The 15,198-nt window shown below is 64.8% G+C and carries 14 protein-coding genes and 2 pseudogenes; all 16 read right to left on the bottom strand.

Annotated elements, in window-relative coordinates; all coding sequences use genetic code 11:
- Nucleotides 1-2: 2 nt before the first annotated feature.
- On the bottom strand, nucleotides 3-275 hold the full coding sequence (locus CJ010_RS23800; RefSeq protein ID WP_009523292.1) for a VirB3 family type IV secretion system protein: 273 nt from the start codon (nucleotides 273-275) through the stop codon (nucleotides 3-5).
- Nucleotides 272-649, bottom strand: coding sequence for a TrbC/VirB2 family protein (locus tag CJ010_RS23795; protein ID WP_009523291.1), 378 nt, complete (start codon nucleotides 647-649; stop codon nucleotides 272-274). The genes CJ010_RS23800 and CJ010_RS23795 overlap by 4 nt, the downstream gene beginning before the upstream one ends.
- Nucleotides 646-1,680, bottom strand: a complete 1,035-nt coding sequence (trbB, locus tag CJ010_RS23790; RefSeq protein WP_024537621.1) for a P-type conjugative transfer ATPase TrbB — start codon at nucleotides 1,678-1,680, stop codon at nucleotides 646-648. The genes CJ010_RS23795 and trbB overlap by 4 nt, the downstream gene beginning before the upstream one ends.
- The gene (locus tag CJ010_RS23785) at nucleotides 1,677-2,123 is read right to left on the bottom strand and encodes a ribbon-helix-helix protein, CopG family (protein ID WP_009523289.1); all 447 of its coding nucleotides are present in this window, start codon (nucleotides 2,121-2,123) and stop codon (nucleotides 1,677-1,679) included. Before CJ010_RS23785 ends, trbB begins: the two co-directional genes overlap by 4 nt.
- Nucleotides 2,120-3,043: pseudogene (locus CJ010_RS23780) on the bottom strand (type IV secretory system conjugative DNA transfer family protein); the annotation flags it as partial. The gene CJ010_RS23785 and the pseudogene CJ010_RS23780, both read right to left, overlap by 4 nt.
- 29 nt (nucleotides 3,044-3,072) lie before the next feature.
- Complete coding sequence (locus CJ010_RS23775; protein WP_141018895.1) at nucleotides 3,073-3,378, bottom strand: hypothetical protein; 306 nt, start codon at nucleotides 3,376-3,378, stop codon at nucleotides 3,073-3,075.
- Nucleotides 3,330-4,850 carry an IS66 family transposase gene (locus CJ010_RS23770; protein ID WP_141018894.1) on the bottom strand — a complete coding sequence of 507 codons (1,521 nt, stop codon included), beginning with the start codon at nucleotides 4,848-4,850 and terminating at the stop codon, nucleotides 3,330-3,332. The genes CJ010_RS23775 and CJ010_RS23770 overlap by 49 nt, the downstream gene beginning before the upstream one ends.
- Before the next feature lie 53 nt (nucleotides 4,851-4,903).
- Nucleotides 4,904-5,251 (bottom strand): IS66 family insertion sequence element accessory protein TnpB, encoded by a 348-nt coding sequence (tnpB, locus tag CJ010_RS23765; protein ID WP_141018893.1) that lies wholly within the window; start codon nucleotides 5,249-5,251, stop codon nucleotides 4,904-4,906.
- Entirely contained in the window at nucleotides 5,248-5,625 is a 378-nt protein-coding gene (locus tag CJ010_RS23760; protein WP_205754796.1) for a transposase, read from the bottom strand. Before CJ010_RS23760 ends, tnpB begins: the two co-directional genes overlap by 4 nt.
- Before the next feature lie 108 nt (nucleotides 5,626-5,733).
- Nucleotides 5,734-6,819 (bottom strand): annotated as a pseudogene (traG, locus tag CJ010_RS23755) (IncP-type conjugal transfer protein TraG); the annotation flags it as partial.
- Nucleotides 6,820-7,037: 218 nt separating this feature from the next.
- Nucleotides 7,038-7,310 (bottom strand): EexN family lipoprotein, encoded by a 273-nt coding sequence (locus tag CJ010_RS23750; RefSeq protein WP_009523287.1) that lies wholly within the window; start codon nucleotides 7,308-7,310, stop codon nucleotides 7,038-7,040.
- A 35-nt stretch (nucleotides 7,311-7,345) separates the two neighbouring features.
- Nucleotides 7,346-8,239 (bottom strand): LysR substrate-binding domain-containing protein, encoded by an 894-nt coding sequence (locus CJ010_RS23745; RefSeq protein ID WP_009523286.1) that lies wholly within the window; start codon nucleotides 8,237-8,239, stop codon nucleotides 7,346-7,348.
- A 69-nt stretch (nucleotides 8,240-8,308) separates the two neighbouring features.
- Complete coding sequence (locus tag CJ010_RS23740; protein WP_059401155.1) at nucleotides 8,309-11,497, bottom strand: CusA/CzcA family heavy metal efflux RND transporter; 3,189 nt, start codon at nucleotides 11,495-11,497, stop codon at nucleotides 8,309-8,311.
- A 16-nt stretch (nucleotides 11,498-11,513) separates the two neighbouring features.
- Nucleotides 11,514-13,106: an efflux RND transporter periplasmic adaptor subunit gene (locus CJ010_RS23735; RefSeq protein WP_024537624.1), complete on the bottom strand. Its 1,593-nt coding sequence runs from the start codon at nucleotides 13,104-13,106 to the stop codon at nucleotides 11,514-11,516.
- A gap of 2 nt (nucleotides 13,107-13,108) precedes the next feature.
- On the bottom strand, nucleotides 13,109-14,434 hold the full coding sequence (locus CJ010_RS23730) for a TolC family protein (protein ID WP_024537625.1): 1,326 nt from the start codon (nucleotides 14,432-14,434) through the stop codon (nucleotides 13,109-13,111).
- 167 nt (nucleotides 14,435-14,601) lie between these two features.
- A complete protein-coding gene (locus tag CJ010_RS23725; protein ID WP_083840419.1) occupies nucleotides 14,602-14,955 on the bottom strand; it encodes a hypothetical protein in 354 nt (117 codons plus the stop codon).
- Nucleotides 14,956-15,198 lie beyond the last annotated feature (243 nt).

Genomic DNA, 15,198 nt, shown 5'->3' with positions numbered 1-15,198 from the left:
CCTCACACGTCCAGCAGCGGCCGGTGCTTGATATGGCGCGCGAACACGGCCATGAACTGCGGATCGACACGCGCACCCCAGACCGCCAGCGAATGGCCGACGATCCAGAGCACCACGCCTGGAATCCACATCTGTAAGCCCAGCCCGACAGCAGCGGCCAAGGTGCCGTTAGTGATGGCCACGGTGCGCGGCGCACCGCCCATCAGGATCGGCTCGGTCAACGACCGATGCAGCGGCACCTCGAAGCCGGGTATTCCATCGTGTGGGCCGTTCATACGACGGCCCCACCGGAGAAGCTGAAGAACGACAGGAAGAAGCTCGAAGCGGCGAACGCGATGGACAGGCCAAACACGATCTGGATCAGCTTGCGGAACCCGCCCGAGGTATCACCGAAGGCCAGCGCCAAGCCCGTAGCGATGATGATGATGACCGCGACGATGCGCGCCACCGGCCCCTGGATGGATTCGAGGATGGATTGCAGCGGCCCTTCCCAGGGCATCGAGGAACCGGCGGCCTGCGCAGTACCTGCGAGCAGCAGCATGAAGGCAGCGAGCATCAAGCCCTGCATGGCCGGGCGAGCCAGGCCATCCAGCCGTGCGGGCCGAGGAAGCGGATTTGCGGAAATACGGAAAGCATCAGCGTGCGTCATGGAAGTTCTCCAGAGTGGTCAGGGGACGGGGAGGAAAGGTCGGACTGCGACAGCAGCTCCGGGAATGGAGCCTCCAGCGCATCCGCCAGGTGGTAGCCCACGCCATCGAAGCCGATGACGCGGACGATGCTCTCGATGCGGCGCTTGCGCCCGCGCCCAGCGATGTGGATGACCACATTGACCGCTTCCGCGATCAGCGCACGGGGCGGGTTCACCGCCACTTCGAGGATCAGTTGCTCCAAACGCAGCAGCGCGCCCAGCGCGGAGCCGGCATGGATCGTGGCAATGCCGCCCGGATGGCCTGTACCCCACACCTTGATGAGATCCAGCGCTTCGGCGCCGCGTACCTCGCCGACGACGACGCGATCCGGGCGCAGGCGCATGGACGAGCGCACCAGCTCGGTCATCGACACCACGCCTGCGCGCGTGCGCAGCGGTACGTGGTCGCAGGCCGCGCATTGCAGCTCCACCGTGTCTTCAAGCACCAGCACGCGGTCGCCAGTGGCGGCGATCTCGGCGAGCAAGGCATTGGCGAGCGTGGTCTTGCCCGTGCTGGTGCCACCGGCAATCAGGATGTTCTGGCGCTCGCGCACGGCGCGCACCAGCAAGCCCGCCTGCGCGGCGGTCATCATTTCGTCCTCGATGTAGCGCGACAGCGGGATCACGCCAAAGGCGCGCTTGCGCAAAGCGAAGGCCGGCCCCGGCGCAGCGGGCGGCAGGATGCCCTCGAAGCGCTCGCCCGTCTCGGGCAGCTCCGCCGTCAGGAGCGGCTGGCCGCGATGCACCTCGGCGCCGACGTGGGCCGCGACCAGCCGGATGATTCGTTCGCCGTCGGCCTCGGACAGCTCCACACCCATCGGCGCGCGGCCCGACGAAAGCCGGTCGATCCACAAGGTGCGATCCGGGTTCAGCATGACTTCCACTACGTCGGGGTCTTCCAGCGCGGCGGCGATCAGTGGCCCCATCGCCGTGCGCAGCATCTGGATGCGGCGATCCAGTGAAACGGCGGTGAAGGAAGGAACGGCGCTCATGACGCGCGCTCCTGCGCGTCGTCCATGCGTGCCGGGTCTGGATGCAGTTCTTCCACCACGTCTCGCACCAGACTGCGACCGCGCAGCAAATGCCGCCCGAGTTGTTCGACGAACTGCTCGAAGCGCGCCTTGCCCTGGGCGCGCGCTGCGTCCTGATGCGCTTCGGGCACGGGCGTGCTCACCGTGAGGAAGTAGCGGATGAACAGTGCCAGCGTCTCGATCTGGATGTTCTGGTCGCGCTCCATGCGTTCGGCCTGCCGCGACAGGCGATCAAGCCGCTTGGCAATGGCCGCCTCGCGCTGGTCGGCGGCATCGGGCGACAGCCACGATGCGAGCGCCGCCGCGACGATGGACGACTTGGACACGCCCTTCTTGGCGGCCAGCTCATCGAGCCGCTTGGCGTGCTCCGGCTGGATGAACACGTTGAGGCGGTGTTGGGTCATAGGTCGATTCCGTCATCAGGGTCGAGGGATGCCAGCCGGGCCGTGCGTTGCAGGGCAGGGTCGAGCTGGCGAGGAAGGGGAAGCGGCAGGTCGTCGTCATCGAGCAACCCAAGGTCGGCCGCAGGCGCGGCCAGCTCGGGGTCGTAGGCGGCGATTTCGGAGAGTTCGGGCTGGCGACGCGGGCCGCCGTCATCGGCGCTGCCAAGGTCGCCAACGGTCTCCGCGACGAGAGGTGCCGGCACCGCAGGAATTGCCAGCCCGCTCCAGTCATCGGCGCGGGCCGGCGGCGCGTCGGCGTACTGCCCGTCCGCCAGCGTGGGCGGCGGCAGCACGCGGCGCTTGAAATTGGCGTCCGCGTAGTAGCGCAGCTTCTTCGCCTTGATGGGCGCCACGCTGGACACCATTACCACGGCCTCATCAGGCGGAAGCTGCATGACTTCGCCCGGCGTCAGCAGCGGACGCGCGGTTTCCTGGCGCGACACCATGAGGTGGCCCAGCCACGGCGCGAGCCGGTGGCCCGCGTAGTTGCGCTGCGCGCGCAGCTCGGTGGCGGTGCCCAGCGTCTCGGAGATCCGTTTGGCGGTGCGCTCGTCGTTCGTGGCGAACGTCACGCGCACATGGCAGTTGTCGAGGATGGAGTGGTTTTGCCCATACGCCTTGTCGATCTGGTTGAGCGACTGCGCGATGAGGAAGCTGCGGATGCCATAGCCCGCCATGAAGGCCAGCGCCGTCTCGAAGAAGTCCAGGCGCCCCAGCGCAGGGAACTCATCGAGCATCAGCAGCAGCTTGTGGCGGCGCTCGATGCCATCGGAGCCATCGAGCGACTCGGTGAGGCGCCGCCCGATCTGGTTGAGGATCAGGCGAATGAGCGGCTTCGTCCGCGATATGTCCGAAGGCGGCACCACCAGATACAGCGTAAGCGTCCGGTGCCAACCGTCTTGCGCAGCGCTCAGTCCGATGCGTTGATCTCGTCGGTGACCTCGCCGTCGCGCAATGCGCGGACGATGGCGGCATCGAGCCGGGTCAGGAGTTCGTAGAGGGTTTCGCCGTCGCGGCGCTGGAGCATGGCCAGGCAGTTGTGGTCGTCGTTGGCGATGGCGACGCAGCCGACGGGGTACAACTGCCCGAGGGTGATTTGCCCTTCGGTCTCGATCAGTGTGGTGACGTTGGGGAGGCCGGCCAGCGGATCGTCCGCCGGGACCGGTGCTATGCGGCTTCCCGGTTTGCTTCGACCGGGGCGAGTTCGACGTTCCATGGCAGCAATTCCTCGATGCGGTTGACCGGGTGCTCGGCGATGCGCGCGAGCACGTGGCGCAGGTAGGCCTCCGGATCCAGGTCGTTGAGCTTGGCCGTGCCGATCAGGCTGTAGATCGTAGCCGCGCGCTTGCCCCCGGCGTCCGAGCCGGCAAAGAGGTAGTTCTTGCGGCCGATCGCCACGGTACGCAAGGCCCGTTCGGCGGCATTGTTGTCGATCTCGATGCGCCCGTCGTCGGCGTAGCGGGTAAGCGCCGGCCAGCGCGTGAGCGCATAGCGGATCGCCTCGGCGAGCGCCGAGCGCTTCGAGATCTTGGTCAGCGTCTCCTCGAGCCACTCCTTGAGTGACGCGAGTAGCGGTGCGGTGCGCGCCTGGCGCACCTCGCGTCGCACGTCGGGCGGCTGGCCGCGGATGGCGGCCTCGACCTCGTAGAGCGCGCCGATGCGCGTGAGCGCCTCGGTGGCGATCGGCGAGGCATGCGCCTTGGCGAGCTCGTAGAACTTGCGACGGGCATGCGCCCAGCACGCGGCCTCGGCGATGTCTCCGTGGGCATACAGCGGCCCGTAGCCTGCGAAGGCGTCGGCTTGCAGGATGCCGCGGAACGCTTTCAGGTGCGCCTGGGGATGTTCGCCCCGCCGGTTCGGCGAGTAGGCGAACCACACGGCGGGTGCCGCTCGATCACCGGCCGGGCGATCGTCGCGCACGTAGGTCCATAGCCGCCCGTTGCGGGTCTTGCCCTCGCCGGGGGCGAGCACCGGCACCGGGGTGTCGTCGGCGTGGACCTTGGCGGCCGCGAGCACGTAACGGTTGAGCGCTTCGACCAGCGGGCGTAGCAGCGCGCTGCACTGGCCAACCCAGTCGGCGAGCGTCGAGCGTTCGAGCGTGACGCCCGCCCGGGCGTAGATGTCGCTCTGGCGGTAGAGCGGCAGGTGGTCGCAGTACTTGGCGGTGAGGACATGGGCGAGCAGTCCCGCCCCGGCCCGGCCGCGGGCAATCGGGCGGCTCGGTGCCGGCGCCTGGACGATCGCGTCGCAGTGAGCGCAGGCAAGCTTGGGTCGAACGTGGCGAACCACCCGGAAGTAGTCAGGCACGTACTCGAGCATTTCGCTCACGTCCTCGCCGAGCCGCTTCAACACGCCGCCGCAGTCCGGGCAGCAGGTCGCCTGCGGCGCATGCTCGAGCTGCTCGCGCGGCAGGCGCGCCGGCAGCGGCTCGCGCGCGGCGCGTTCGGATTCGGTGTCGGGGGTAATCGGGGAAACGGCGACGGCGCGCTCGGCGCGCACCGCCTCGAGCTCTTCGAGCGAGAGTTCCAGCTGGCCGATGGTCTCGTCGAGCTGCTCCGAGCGGCGGCCGAACTGCGCCCGGCGCAGCTTCGCGATGATGAAGTTCAGGCGCTCGATCTCGGCCTGCTGCGCCGCGACCATCGCCTTGAGCAGCGTGGCATCATCGGGCAGGGGCGAGGTCGAGTTCATGACGCGAGTCTACGCGAGTCCGCCCCGTGTGAACAGCCCTCTTGGCGCCCCTCCTATGCCGCGCATTCGGGTTGCCAGCTTCGCCGGGGGCGACGCCAGTCGATGCCTTCGAGCAGCATCGACAATTGCGCCGCGGTGAGATGGACTGCGCCTTCGGTGGCCTGCGGCCACACGAAGCGGCCGTGTTCGAGCCGCTTGGCGAACAGGCACACCCCGTCGCCGCTCCACCACAAGAGCTTCACCAGGTGGCCACGCTGGCCTCGGAAGATGAACACGTGCCCCGAGAACGGATTCTCACCCAGCGCGCCTTGCACCAGCGCGGCCAAGCCGTCCATGCCGCGGCGCATGTCGGTGACGCCGGCCACCAGCCAGATCCGGGTGCCGGCCGGCAGTCCGATCATGCCCGCGCGGCCAGACAGTCGAGCACCATCGCCAGCGTGCTACGGCGGACCGCGCCGCGCACGCGCACCGTGGCGCCGTTCAGGACGATCTCGATCTCCGTCGTCAGGCCGCTGGCGCCGGATGTTGCCTCCTGCGGTAGCGCCGGGGCGGTGGTGAGTACCGGCAACAGCAGGGGCAGTTCGGTCACAGCGTGTTCGTGCAGCGGCGTGCCAAACTTGCCAGCCCGGTAGTGGCGACGCCATTTGAACAGCAGATTGGCATTGACGCCGTGCTCCAGCGCGAGTTTGGCCACCGAGATGCCCGGCTCACACGCCAGGCCCGCGAGCCGCCGCTTGAAATCAACCGGATGATTCGGACATCCCTTACGGGTCACCCGGACTCTGCCGTTCGTAGCCACTTTGGTCCCCACCACTTCTTTGGTGGGCACCACTTTGGGCGACCTCAGTCAGCAGGGGAAGACGGTACAGAACGGACGCTTACGATACAGCGATACCGGATGCTCGGCCGCGATCAGGTCGGCGATGCGCCAATCGCACCGCGACGTGACTTGGGCCACCGTGGGATCGCGGTACAGGCCGAGGAACGACATGGCGGTGCTCAACACGCCGGAACGCTCGTTGTCCGATTTGTTGAGCACTTCGCGCGCAGCCGAGGCCACCACCGGATGAGGCCCATCGCCGAGGTGCGGCGTGGTCATCATCCGGTGCAGCGTCAACTCGAAGGGGCTGGCCGGGTCGGAGAGGAAGTTGGCGACGCCGCGCAGCGTCTTGTCTTCGCCCGCGTAGAGCACATGCAGGATGGCCCCGACCAGCAGCGCGTGCGAAGTCTTTTCCCAGTGATTGCGCTTCTCCAGCGCACCTTCGGGATCAACCAGAATGTCCGCGATGTTCTGCACGTCGCGCACCTCATGCGCGCCGTGTCGTACCTCCAGCAGCGGGTTGTAGGCCGCTGACTTCGCATCGGTGGGGTTGAACAGCAGGCAATGCGAGAAGCGCGAGCGCCAACCGGCGGTGATCTGCCAGTTCTCGCCTTTGATGTCGTGGATGACGGCGGATGCAGGCCAGGAAAGCAGCGTCGGCACCACGAGGCCCACGCCCTTGCCCGAGCGCGTAGGCGCGAAGGTCAGGACGTGTTCCGGGCCTTCATGCCGCAGGTACTGTTGGCGATGCAGGCCGAGGAACACGCCCGCAGGGTGGTCAAGGCCCGCCTTGTGAATGTCCTCCACATTGGCCCAGCGGGCCGAGCCATAGGTCGTGACCAGGCGCGACTGGCGCGAGCGCCAGATCGACATGCCGATGGCGACCACAACCGCCAGTAGGCCACTGCCGCCCGCGATGGCGCCGCCGGTATCGAACACGCGCGGCGCGTAGGCATCGAAGAAGAACCACCACTCGAACAACCGCCACGGGTGATAGACCGGTGTGTCCAGGAAATCGAACCACGGCGAGCCCAGGCGTAGTTGGTAGCCCAGGGCCGCCGCTGTCCATTGCGTGGCGCTCCACACCCCAGCGATCACGATGCCGAACACCACGGCAATCTGACCGAACAGCACGTTCGTTCCCTGCATCATCCAGCCTCCGATCGCAGCACAGGCATGTGCCGCCCTCGTGAGGATCAGTGCCGCTGGGCGTGCCGGTCAAAGACCGTTATCGGCAGGTTGATGCCGCAAAAAACATGGTTTCCGGCAGGGAAGAACTGGGGCGAAAGACCGCCACAATGAGCGCGCTGCTGCGCAGCGCGCAAAAAGGCGCAGGCACGCGCAGGTGCGTTGCGGCAAGCCGACCATCAGAACTTCGGCGGTTCCTTCGGTGGCGTATAAGGCACCTTGCCGTCGCCCAGGAAACGTCGGTTCGTCGCCTCGGCCACTCGGTTGCACAGCACGTCGCCCATCGTCGGACGATCCGTCTTGCACTGCTGGCGCAGTTCTCGCAAACGCACGGGGTCAGCAGCCAGTTCCTCCACGCTGGGCACGGCAGCGGGCTTGGACGGCTCAGACTTGCCGCAGGCGACCAGCAGAACTGCTAGCGACGACATAGCGATGATCTTGGATAGGTTCATGGCTTGAATCCTCCGAAGTGAAACGGGGCCAATGGCTAAGCGTCTCCCGGTCCCAGGGCTTCGACCCGCTCGATAAAGCGGGCTAGCGCCTGCGACGGCTCGGCGTCGCGGCGCAGCAGATAGGTAGTGAGCATGGGCGACTTTCCCGCGAGCGGTCGGCCCACCACGCCCGGCTCGCGGCTGGAAGCGATGTGCGCGGCGCCTGCGAGCCCTAGCGCCAAGCCGGCCGACACGAAAGTCATCATCACGTCGAACGTGGCGACGTACTGTTCGATCAAGGGCTCCCGGTCCTGCTTGCGCAGGATGCGGTCGATCTGCTTGGCATGGCCTTCGCAAACTGCCGGGTCGCCCAGCACCAGGGGATGTTGCAGCACTTCATCCAGCGGTACCCGCTTGTGGGCCAGTAGTTCATGGCGCGCGGGCATGGCGACCATCAGCTCATCCTCCCAGGCGGGTTCGATGATGATGCCGTCGCCCACCTCGTCGGCCATCGAGAAGCCCACGTCGTATAGATCGTCACGCAGGCCGCTGAGCTGCTGGGCCAGCGGCACCTCGAACAGGCGGATCTCGATCTCCGGGTCTTCCTCGCGGCAGCGCGCCAGCAGCGCCGGCAAGCGCGAGGGGGTGATGCCGTCGGACAGCGCCACGCGCAACCGGCCGTGAAAGCCATTGGCCGCTGCCTTCACGCTCTCACGCGCCTGGTCCAGCGCCAACAGCACGCGAGGCGCGTTCTCCATCAGCAGCTTGCCCGCAAGCGTCAGGCGCGTGCTGCGGCTGGTACGCACGAACAGTTGTGCGCCCAACTCTTCTTCCAATTCCCTGATGGCGCGCGACAGTGGTGACTGTTCGATATGCAGCCGCTCCGCAGCGCGGGCGAAGTGCAGCTCCTCGGCAACGGCCAGAAAGTACCGAAGGTGACGAAATTCCATGAGTCGATGTCCCTGTAAAGCTCGAAGGAGTCTGTCGTGGTGCCGTAACGGCGTTCATCGTTGTTCCTTTCAAGCGGTTACGCCCTCATGTGCGGGCTCTGCCGTGACATCCTCTTCTTGCTCGTCCGGGCGATGGGCCAGCCGATACAGAATCGGTAGCACCAGCAGCGTCAGCACGGTGGAAGACAAGATGCCTCCGATCACTACGGTAGCCAGCGGGCGTTGCACTTCCGCGCCTGTTCCCGTGGCAATCGCCATCGGGATGAAACCCAGCGACGCCACTAGGGCCGTCATCAGCACCGGCCGCAAGCGTGTCAGCGCGCCCTCGCGGATGGCTTCATCCAGCGGCGTTCCGTCCTCGCGCAAGCTGCGGATGTAGGAAATCATCACTAGGCCATTGAGCACGGCCACACCTGACAGCGCGATGAAGCCCACGGCAGCGGAAATCGACAGAGGAATGTCGCGCAGCCACAGCGCCAAGATGCCGCCGGTCAGCGCGAACGGAATGCCAGTAAAGACCAGCAAGCCGTCCTTGACGTTGCCGAACATGGCGAACAACAGCAGGAAGACCAGCAGCAGCGACACCGGCACGACGATCTGCAAACGCTGCGTGGCTGATTGCAGATTCTCGAAAGTGCCGCCCCAACTCGTCCAGTAGCCCGTGGGAATCTTGACCTGTGCCAGCGCCGCCTCGGCGTCGGCCACGAACGAGCCCACGTCACGGCCACGCACGTTGGCGCTCACCACGATGCGGCGCTTGCCGTTTTCGCGGCTGACCTGGTTGGGGCCGGGTGCCAGCTCGAAGCTCGCCACCTCGGCCAATTGGATGAAGTTCGTCCGTCCTTCGGCACTGCCGGTGCCACCCGTTCCGCGCGGCAGCGGAATCGGCAGGCGCTTCATGCTTTCCACGTCGTTGCGCAAGGACTCTGGCAGGCGAACCAGGATGTCGAAGCGGCGGTCGCCCTCGAACAGTGTGCCAGCCTCACGCCCGCCGATGGCGGTGGCCACGGCATCTTGGATGTCGGCCACGTTCAGCCCATAGCGCGAGGCTTTTTGGCGGTCGATATTCACGGTCAGCATGGGCAAACCGGTGGTTTGCTCCACCTTGACCTCGGACGCGCCGGGAATCTTCTGCAACATGGACGAGATCTCTTCACCCGTCTTATTCAGGACATCCATGTCGTCGCCAAAAATCTTCACCGCCACATCGCTACGGACCCCTGAAATGAGTTCGTTGAAGCGCAATTGGATAGGCTGCGAGAACTCGTAGTTGTTGCCCGGCACCTTGCCCACGACCTCCTGAATGGCCGCCAGCAATTCGTCGCGCGACTTGCGCGGCTCCGGCCACTCGGACACCGGCTTGAGCATGATGTAGCCGTCGGAAATGTTCGGCGGCATGGGGTCGGACGCGATTTCCGCCGTGCCGGTGCGCGCGAAAACGCGGTCGATCTCGGGGAACTTGGCCTTCAGCGTGGCTTCCAGTTGCTGCTGCATCGCAACCGATTGCGAAAGGCTGGTGCCCGGAATGCGCAGCGCCTGGATGGCGAAATCGCCTTCGTTCAGGCTGGGCACGAACTCGCTGCCCATTCGGGTGGCGATCAGGCCGCACAGCACCACTGCCACGGCGGCTGCCGCCAGCATCACTGCTTTGGCCGCCATCACGCGATCCAGCAGCGGGCCATACCAGCGCTTGGCCTGCACGACCAGGAAGTTTTCCGTCTCGCTGACCCGATGGCCGATGAACAGGGCGACCGCTGCCGGGATGAAAGTCACCGACAGGATCATGGCCCCCACGAGTGCAGCCACCACCGTGAACGCCATCGGGTGGAACATCTTCCCTTCCACCCCCGTCAGGGCGAAGATGGGCAGGTAGACCACCATGATGATGAGTTGCCCGAACAGCAGCGCGCGGCGTGATTCCTTCGATGCCAGGAACACCTCGTGAAAGCGTTCCGCCCGCGTCAACGGCCTGCCGTAGTGCGCCTGTGCATGGGCCAGGCGTCGCACGCAGTTCTCGACGATCACCACCGCTCCGTCGATGATGATGCCGAAGTCCAGCGCCCCGAGGCTCATCAGGTTGGCGCTCACCTTGTAATGCACCATGCCAGTGAAGGTGAACAGCATCGACAAAGGAATCACCGTCGCCGTGATGATGGCCGCGCGGATGTTGCCCAGGAACAGAAACAGGATCACGATCACCAGGATCGCGCCTTCCAGCAGATTCTTCTTCACCGTGGCGATAGCCTTGTCCACCAGCACGGTGCGGTCGTAGACCGTCACCGCATGCACGCCCTCGGGCAAGCTGCGGTTGATCTCCACCATCTTCTTGTCCACGGCCTGCGAAACCGTACGGCTGTTCTGACCGATGAGCATGAACACAGTGCCCAGCACCACCTCGCGACCGTTATCCGTGGCCGCGCCGGTGCGCAGTTCACGCCCCAGCCCCACGTCCGCCACGTCACGCACCCGTATCGGCACGCCGCCCGCACTGCTGAGGATAACGTTGCCAATGTCTTCCAGGGTCTTGACTTGTCCGGGCGCACGGATCAGGTACTGTTCGCCGCGCTTCTCGATATAGCCCGCACCCACGTTGCCGTTATTGCGATCCAGTGCCGTCACGATGTCTTGCAGGGTAACGCCGAGCGAAGCCAGGCGAGCGGGTATAGGTGCGATCTGATACTCCTTGGCATAACCGCCAATCGAGTTGATTTCAGTCACACCGGGCACGTTGCGCAACTGCGGCTTGATGATCCAATCCTGAATCTCGCGCAGGTCTGTTGCCGTGTAGGGCATCCCGTCGGGTTTCTTCGCACCGTCCTTCGCCTCGACCGTCCACAGGTAAATCTCCCCCAGGCCGGTGGAGATCGGCCCCAGCGCAGGCGTGATGCCGACCGGCAATTTATCCCGTGCTTCCTGGATGCGCTCGTTGACCAACTGGCGCGCAAAGTAAATGTCGGTGCCGTCCTTGAAGATCACGGTCACTTGCGAGAGGCCGTAGCGCGAAAGAGAGCGGGTTTGCTCCAGGTTGGGCAGGCCCGCCATCACGGTTTCAATGGGATAAGTCACCCGTTGCTCGGTCTCCAACGGTGAATAGCCCGGCGCCTGGGTATTGATCTGCACTTGGACGTTGGTGATGTCGGGTACGGCGTCGATGGGCAACTTCTGGTAGCTGAACACGCCGACGGCGGCCATGCCAATGGCGGCTAACAACACTAGCCATCGGTGCTCGATGGCCGCGCGAATAAGTTTTTCAAACATGGGCATAGCTCCGGCATCAATGGGTGTGCTCGGCAGAGGCTTTGCCGAGTTCAGACTTCACGACGAAACTGCCTGCGGCCGCATATGCCGCCCCTGCTTGAAGACCTTGCAGTACCTCGACCCGCTTGCCATCGCTGCGACCCAACTGCACAGGCTGGGCCACAAAGCCGTCCTTCACCTTGACGAAAACGACCGGCTTGTCCCTCACGCTCTGAATAGCGTCGCTAGCCACGCTGACTGGCACGGCGGTTTCGGACGCGATCACTTCCACATTGACGAACAGGCCGGGACGCCACGCGCCCTGGGGATTGGCCAAGACCACACGAGCCTTGGCCATGCGGGTTTGTTCGCCGATCAGCGCACCCACGAAAGTGATGGTCCCTTGCGCGCTGGCATCGAATGCCGTGGCTTTGATGCTGACCTTTTCACCCACTCTGACCAGCGGCAAATCCTTGGCGGGCACGTTGATCTCTGCCCAGACCTGGCCCAGGTCGGACACCGTGAACACGGCGGCGTCTTCCTTGACGGCCTCGCCCAGGCTGAGGTGCTTTTCAATCACCACGCCATCGAAGGGCGCACGCAGCTCGAAGCGGTTCAGCCCGCCCGAGGAACCTGGGGCCAAGCCCACGGCCGACAGCTTCTGCTGCGCGTTGGCCACGGCGACCTGCGCCTCGTTCAGCGCCTGGCCGGCTTGCAGGTAGTCCTGCTCGGCGGAAATCTTCTGTTCCCACAGCCGCTTCTCGCGTTCAAAAGTTGTCTGGGCCAATGCCCGCCGCTTTTGCGCCGTCTGCAACTCGCTGCGCTGCTCGGATGCGGCAGGGCTGGCGATAACGGCGAGCACCTGTCCCTTCTTGACCGTTTGCCCCAAACTGGCCTGCACACTTTCGACAACACCCGCAATGCGCGGAACAACGTGCGAGGTGCGGTCTTCATTCAGCCTAATCTCACCCGGCAATTGCAGGGCAGACTTGATGCTTGCAGCCCCTGCGGTGTCAATGCCGATGGATGCAGCCTTGATTTGCGCATCGCTGAGTTCGACTTTTCCTTCCTCCTGGCTGAAGCTGAACGTGAAAGGCGCGTTGGCCGTCTGAGCCACGATGCTGATCTCGAACGCATGAGGTTCCGGGACAATCTCTCGACTCAACAGGCTGTCCTTGTCGGGCGTGAAGTTGAGCGCCTGCTTCTCCCCAGTCAGGCGTGTAACGGTAGCGCTGACCTTGGCGGCGCTGCTGGCTAGCGCCTTTTCCTTTTCGTAGAGCCAGATTCGCAGGCGTGGTTCGCCGCCGTCCTCAGCGAGTAAGGCTTCCAATCCGAAATCCCCTTCTTTGAACAGCTTGCCGCCATGCGGCCCCTTGCTTGACCCCTCGTGGTGCTCGCCGTCCGCATGGCCTTTGTCGTCCTCGTGGGAGTCTGCGCCCGTCTTGCCATGATGCTCACCATCACTGTGGGCCTTGGCTTCAACGTGGCTGCCGTGACCCTCGCCCTCGGCGCTCTTATCCGTCTTGCCGCCGAGAATGGCGCTGCCCAGTCCTATGCCCACTGCGGCGATCACGGCGATGGCAAACCACTGCTTCTTGCCGACGTTCAGTTTGTTCGTTTCGGGTTTCATGTTCATTCCTTGTTTGCAGGCAGGGTGGTCGTGGATTCGGATGCGCCGATCACGCGATCCATGTCCGCCGCCGCGCGGTGCGCATCGGCGAGCGCCTTGAGGTACTGGGACTTGGCGGCAAAGTAGGTGCGTTGCGCGTCCAGCACTTCCAGGTAGTTGAACTTGCCGTAACCAAAGCCCACGGTGGCCGCGTCATAGGCGCTCTTGGCCCCTGGCAGCACCTCTCGCTGCAATATGTCGATCTCGCCGCGAACCGACGCCAGCCGCTCGCGGGCTTGCAACAGCTCTGTGTTGAGGCGCAGATTCAACGCCTGGAGTTCATCCCTCGCCTTGTCTTCACGCTTCAACGCTTCCAACAGATTGCCCTGATTGCGGTCGAACAAAGGCAGCGGCACGGAAATGCCGAGCATTAACTGATTGCGCGCTAACTCGTTCGGACGCTTCACGCCCAGGCTGACCGTGACATCGGGCGTCTGCTTGCTGCGCTCCACGTCGGCCAGCGACCGACGGCGTTCGATCTCCAACTGCGCCCGGCGCAATGCCGATGAGGCCGACAAGCGCTGCTGGATGTCATCCAGCGAAGGGACGTTGGGAAGATCGTCCACGCTGCCCGCTACCTGGGTGAAACGCGGCGGGTTGGCCCCGAGCAAACTGGCCAGCCGCGCGCGGGCACTGCGTTGTTCGCTCTGCGCCTGTGCCAGTTCAACCCGCACGCCGGCCTCGGCCACCCGAGCCTTGGTTTCTTCGACCGGGGACACCTTGCCCGCCGTCACGCGCTTGGCAACGGCATCCGTCGCTTGCCTGGCCAGGTCAACGCTGTCCTGGGCCAAGGCCGTGCGATCCTGGGCGGCCAGCGCCTCAAAGAAGGCGGCAACCACAGCGGCGCGAATTTCAACGCGCCGCGTGTTCAGTTCTTCAACTGCGACGTCACGCCCTCGCTCTGCCGCGGCAATGCGGGCAGCGCGCTTGCCCCCCAGCTCGATGGGCAGATTGATCTGGACGCTTTGCGTGCGGGTTGGCGTGCGTTGGTCTTCGAGCGAGTACGCCAGCTCGGGATTAGGACGTACTCGTCCCTGAATTACCTGGCCCTCCACCGCCTCGATTTCCCGTTGGGCGACAGTTAGGTCAAGATTCGCCTCCAAAGCCAGCGCGACGGCCTTTTGCAGAGTCAGGGGCGTTGCTGCTTCAATCTGCTCTACGCCGTTGGCGCTCTGCCCAAGAGCTGGTGCCGTCGGCAATAACTGAGCGAAAGCCGTCCCCGTCATGAGCGCAAGGAGCAAGCCTGCCGCAACCGCCCTCGCGTTGTAATTGTGAATATCCTTCAGCATCCGATTCTCCAGTGATTTGAAATACACAAGGGAATCGGCGGGGGGGCGATCCAGATGATCGCCAGCAACGTCATCACATCAGCCGCGCGAAGCCGGCTGGATACCGTAGCGCGCCATGCGCGACGGCAGGGGTGAGGACGAAGGGAAAGGAACGCGCTCCCCGCCGATCAGGCGAGGACACGCCACTGAGGGCGCTCTAAACGTTCAGGTGGAGGCGCAGCAAGGTGCTCCGGGGGATACCCCGTATCCAGGGACGGGCTGACCGGCGACGCCAGCTTGACATCCCCTGACAAGACCGAGAAGCACCCGGCATGACAGGACGCGCAATCAGGATCGCCACCCAGGGTCTTGGCCGGATCAGGGCTGGCATCCTGGCCGTCGGCCGCCTTGTGCTGATGCGCATGGTGGCCGAAGTGCTTGGCCGCAGCTCCGGTTTCATGCTGGCAATAACTGGCCACTGCCGCCCAACTGAATTGAAGCGGCAAGAACACCAGCAAGACGATGGCCAGCCATTTGCGCATAGGCGTAACAGTGTAGCAGCTACATGCTTTACTTTGCCACTCCTCGCTGCTTGGGTTTTCTCAGAGCCCCGTGCGCGTAGCGTGCCTCCTCTCAGGTTCATCCTGCATCAAATCAGAGCCGCTTCGATATTCGGCGAGTTGTGGCCGCTTTGACGACTGAGGCGACACGAGGGGGCGCCACAGCGCAGGGTACGGGCAACTGGAAGCCTTCAATGCTGATGTTGCGCATGAACTGTTCACGCC

This window comes from Azoarcus sp. DD4, from assembly GCF_006496635.1.
GTDB lineage: Bacteria > Pseudomonadota > Gammaproteobacteria > Burkholderiales > Rhodocyclaceae > Azoarcus.
Note: the sequence above shows the minus strand (reverse complement) of the source record. Positions and strands in the feature narration are given on the sequence as shown.

Excerpts from the sequence above, each read along its gene's own strand:
- CJ010_RS23800 (WP_009523292.1), bottom strand. The coding sequence starts at position 275 with ATGAACGGCCCACACGATGGAATACCCGGCTTCGAGGTGCCGCTGCAT.
- CJ010_RS23795 (WP_009523291.1), bottom strand. The coding sequence starts at position 649 with ATGACGCACGCTGATGCTTTCCGTATTTCCGCAAATCCGCTTCCTCGG.
- trbB (WP_024537621.1), bottom strand. The coding sequence starts at position 1,680 with ATGAGCGCCGTTCCTTCCTTCACCGCCGTTTCACTGGATCGCCGCATC.
- CJ010_RS23785 (WP_009523289.1), bottom strand. The coding sequence starts at position 2,123 with ATGACCCAACACCGCCTCAACGTGTTCATCCAGCCGGAGCACGCCAAG.
- CJ010_RS23775 (WP_141018895.1), bottom strand. The coding sequence starts at position 3,378 with ATGGAACGTCGAACTCGCCCCGGTCGAAGCAAACCGGGAAGCCGCATA.
- CJ010_RS23770 (WP_141018894.1), bottom strand. The coding sequence starts at position 4,850 with ATGAACTCGACCTCGCCCCTGCCCGATGATGCCACGCTGCTCAAGGCG.
- tnpB (WP_141018893.1), bottom strand. The coding sequence starts at position 5,251 with ATGATCGGACTGCCGGCCGGCACCCGGATCTGGCTGGTGGCCGGCGTC.
- CJ010_RS23750 (WP_009523287.1), bottom strand. The coding sequence starts at position 7,310 with ATGAACCTATCCAAGATCATCGCTATGTCGTCGCTAGCAGTTCTGCTG.
- CJ010_RS23745 (WP_009523286.1), bottom strand. The coding sequence starts at position 8,239 with ATGGAATTTCGTCACCTTCGGTACTTTCTGGCCGTTGCCGAGGAGCTG.
- CJ010_RS23740 (WP_059401155.1), bottom strand. The coding sequence starts at position 11,497 with ATGTTTGAAAAACTTATTCGCGCGGCCATCGAGCACCGATGGCTAGTG.
- CJ010_RS23735 (WP_024537624.1), bottom strand. The coding sequence starts at position 13,106 with ATGAAACCCGAAACGAACAAACTGAACGTCGGCAAGAAGCAGTGGTTT.
- CJ010_RS23730 (WP_024537625.1), bottom strand. The coding sequence starts at position 14,434 with ATGCTGAAGGATATTCACAATTACAACGCGAGGGCGGTTGCGGCAGGC.
- CJ010_RS23725 (WP_083840419.1), bottom strand. The coding sequence starts at position 14,955 with ATGCGCAAATGGCTGGCCATCGTCTTGCTGGTGTTCTTGCCGCTTCAA.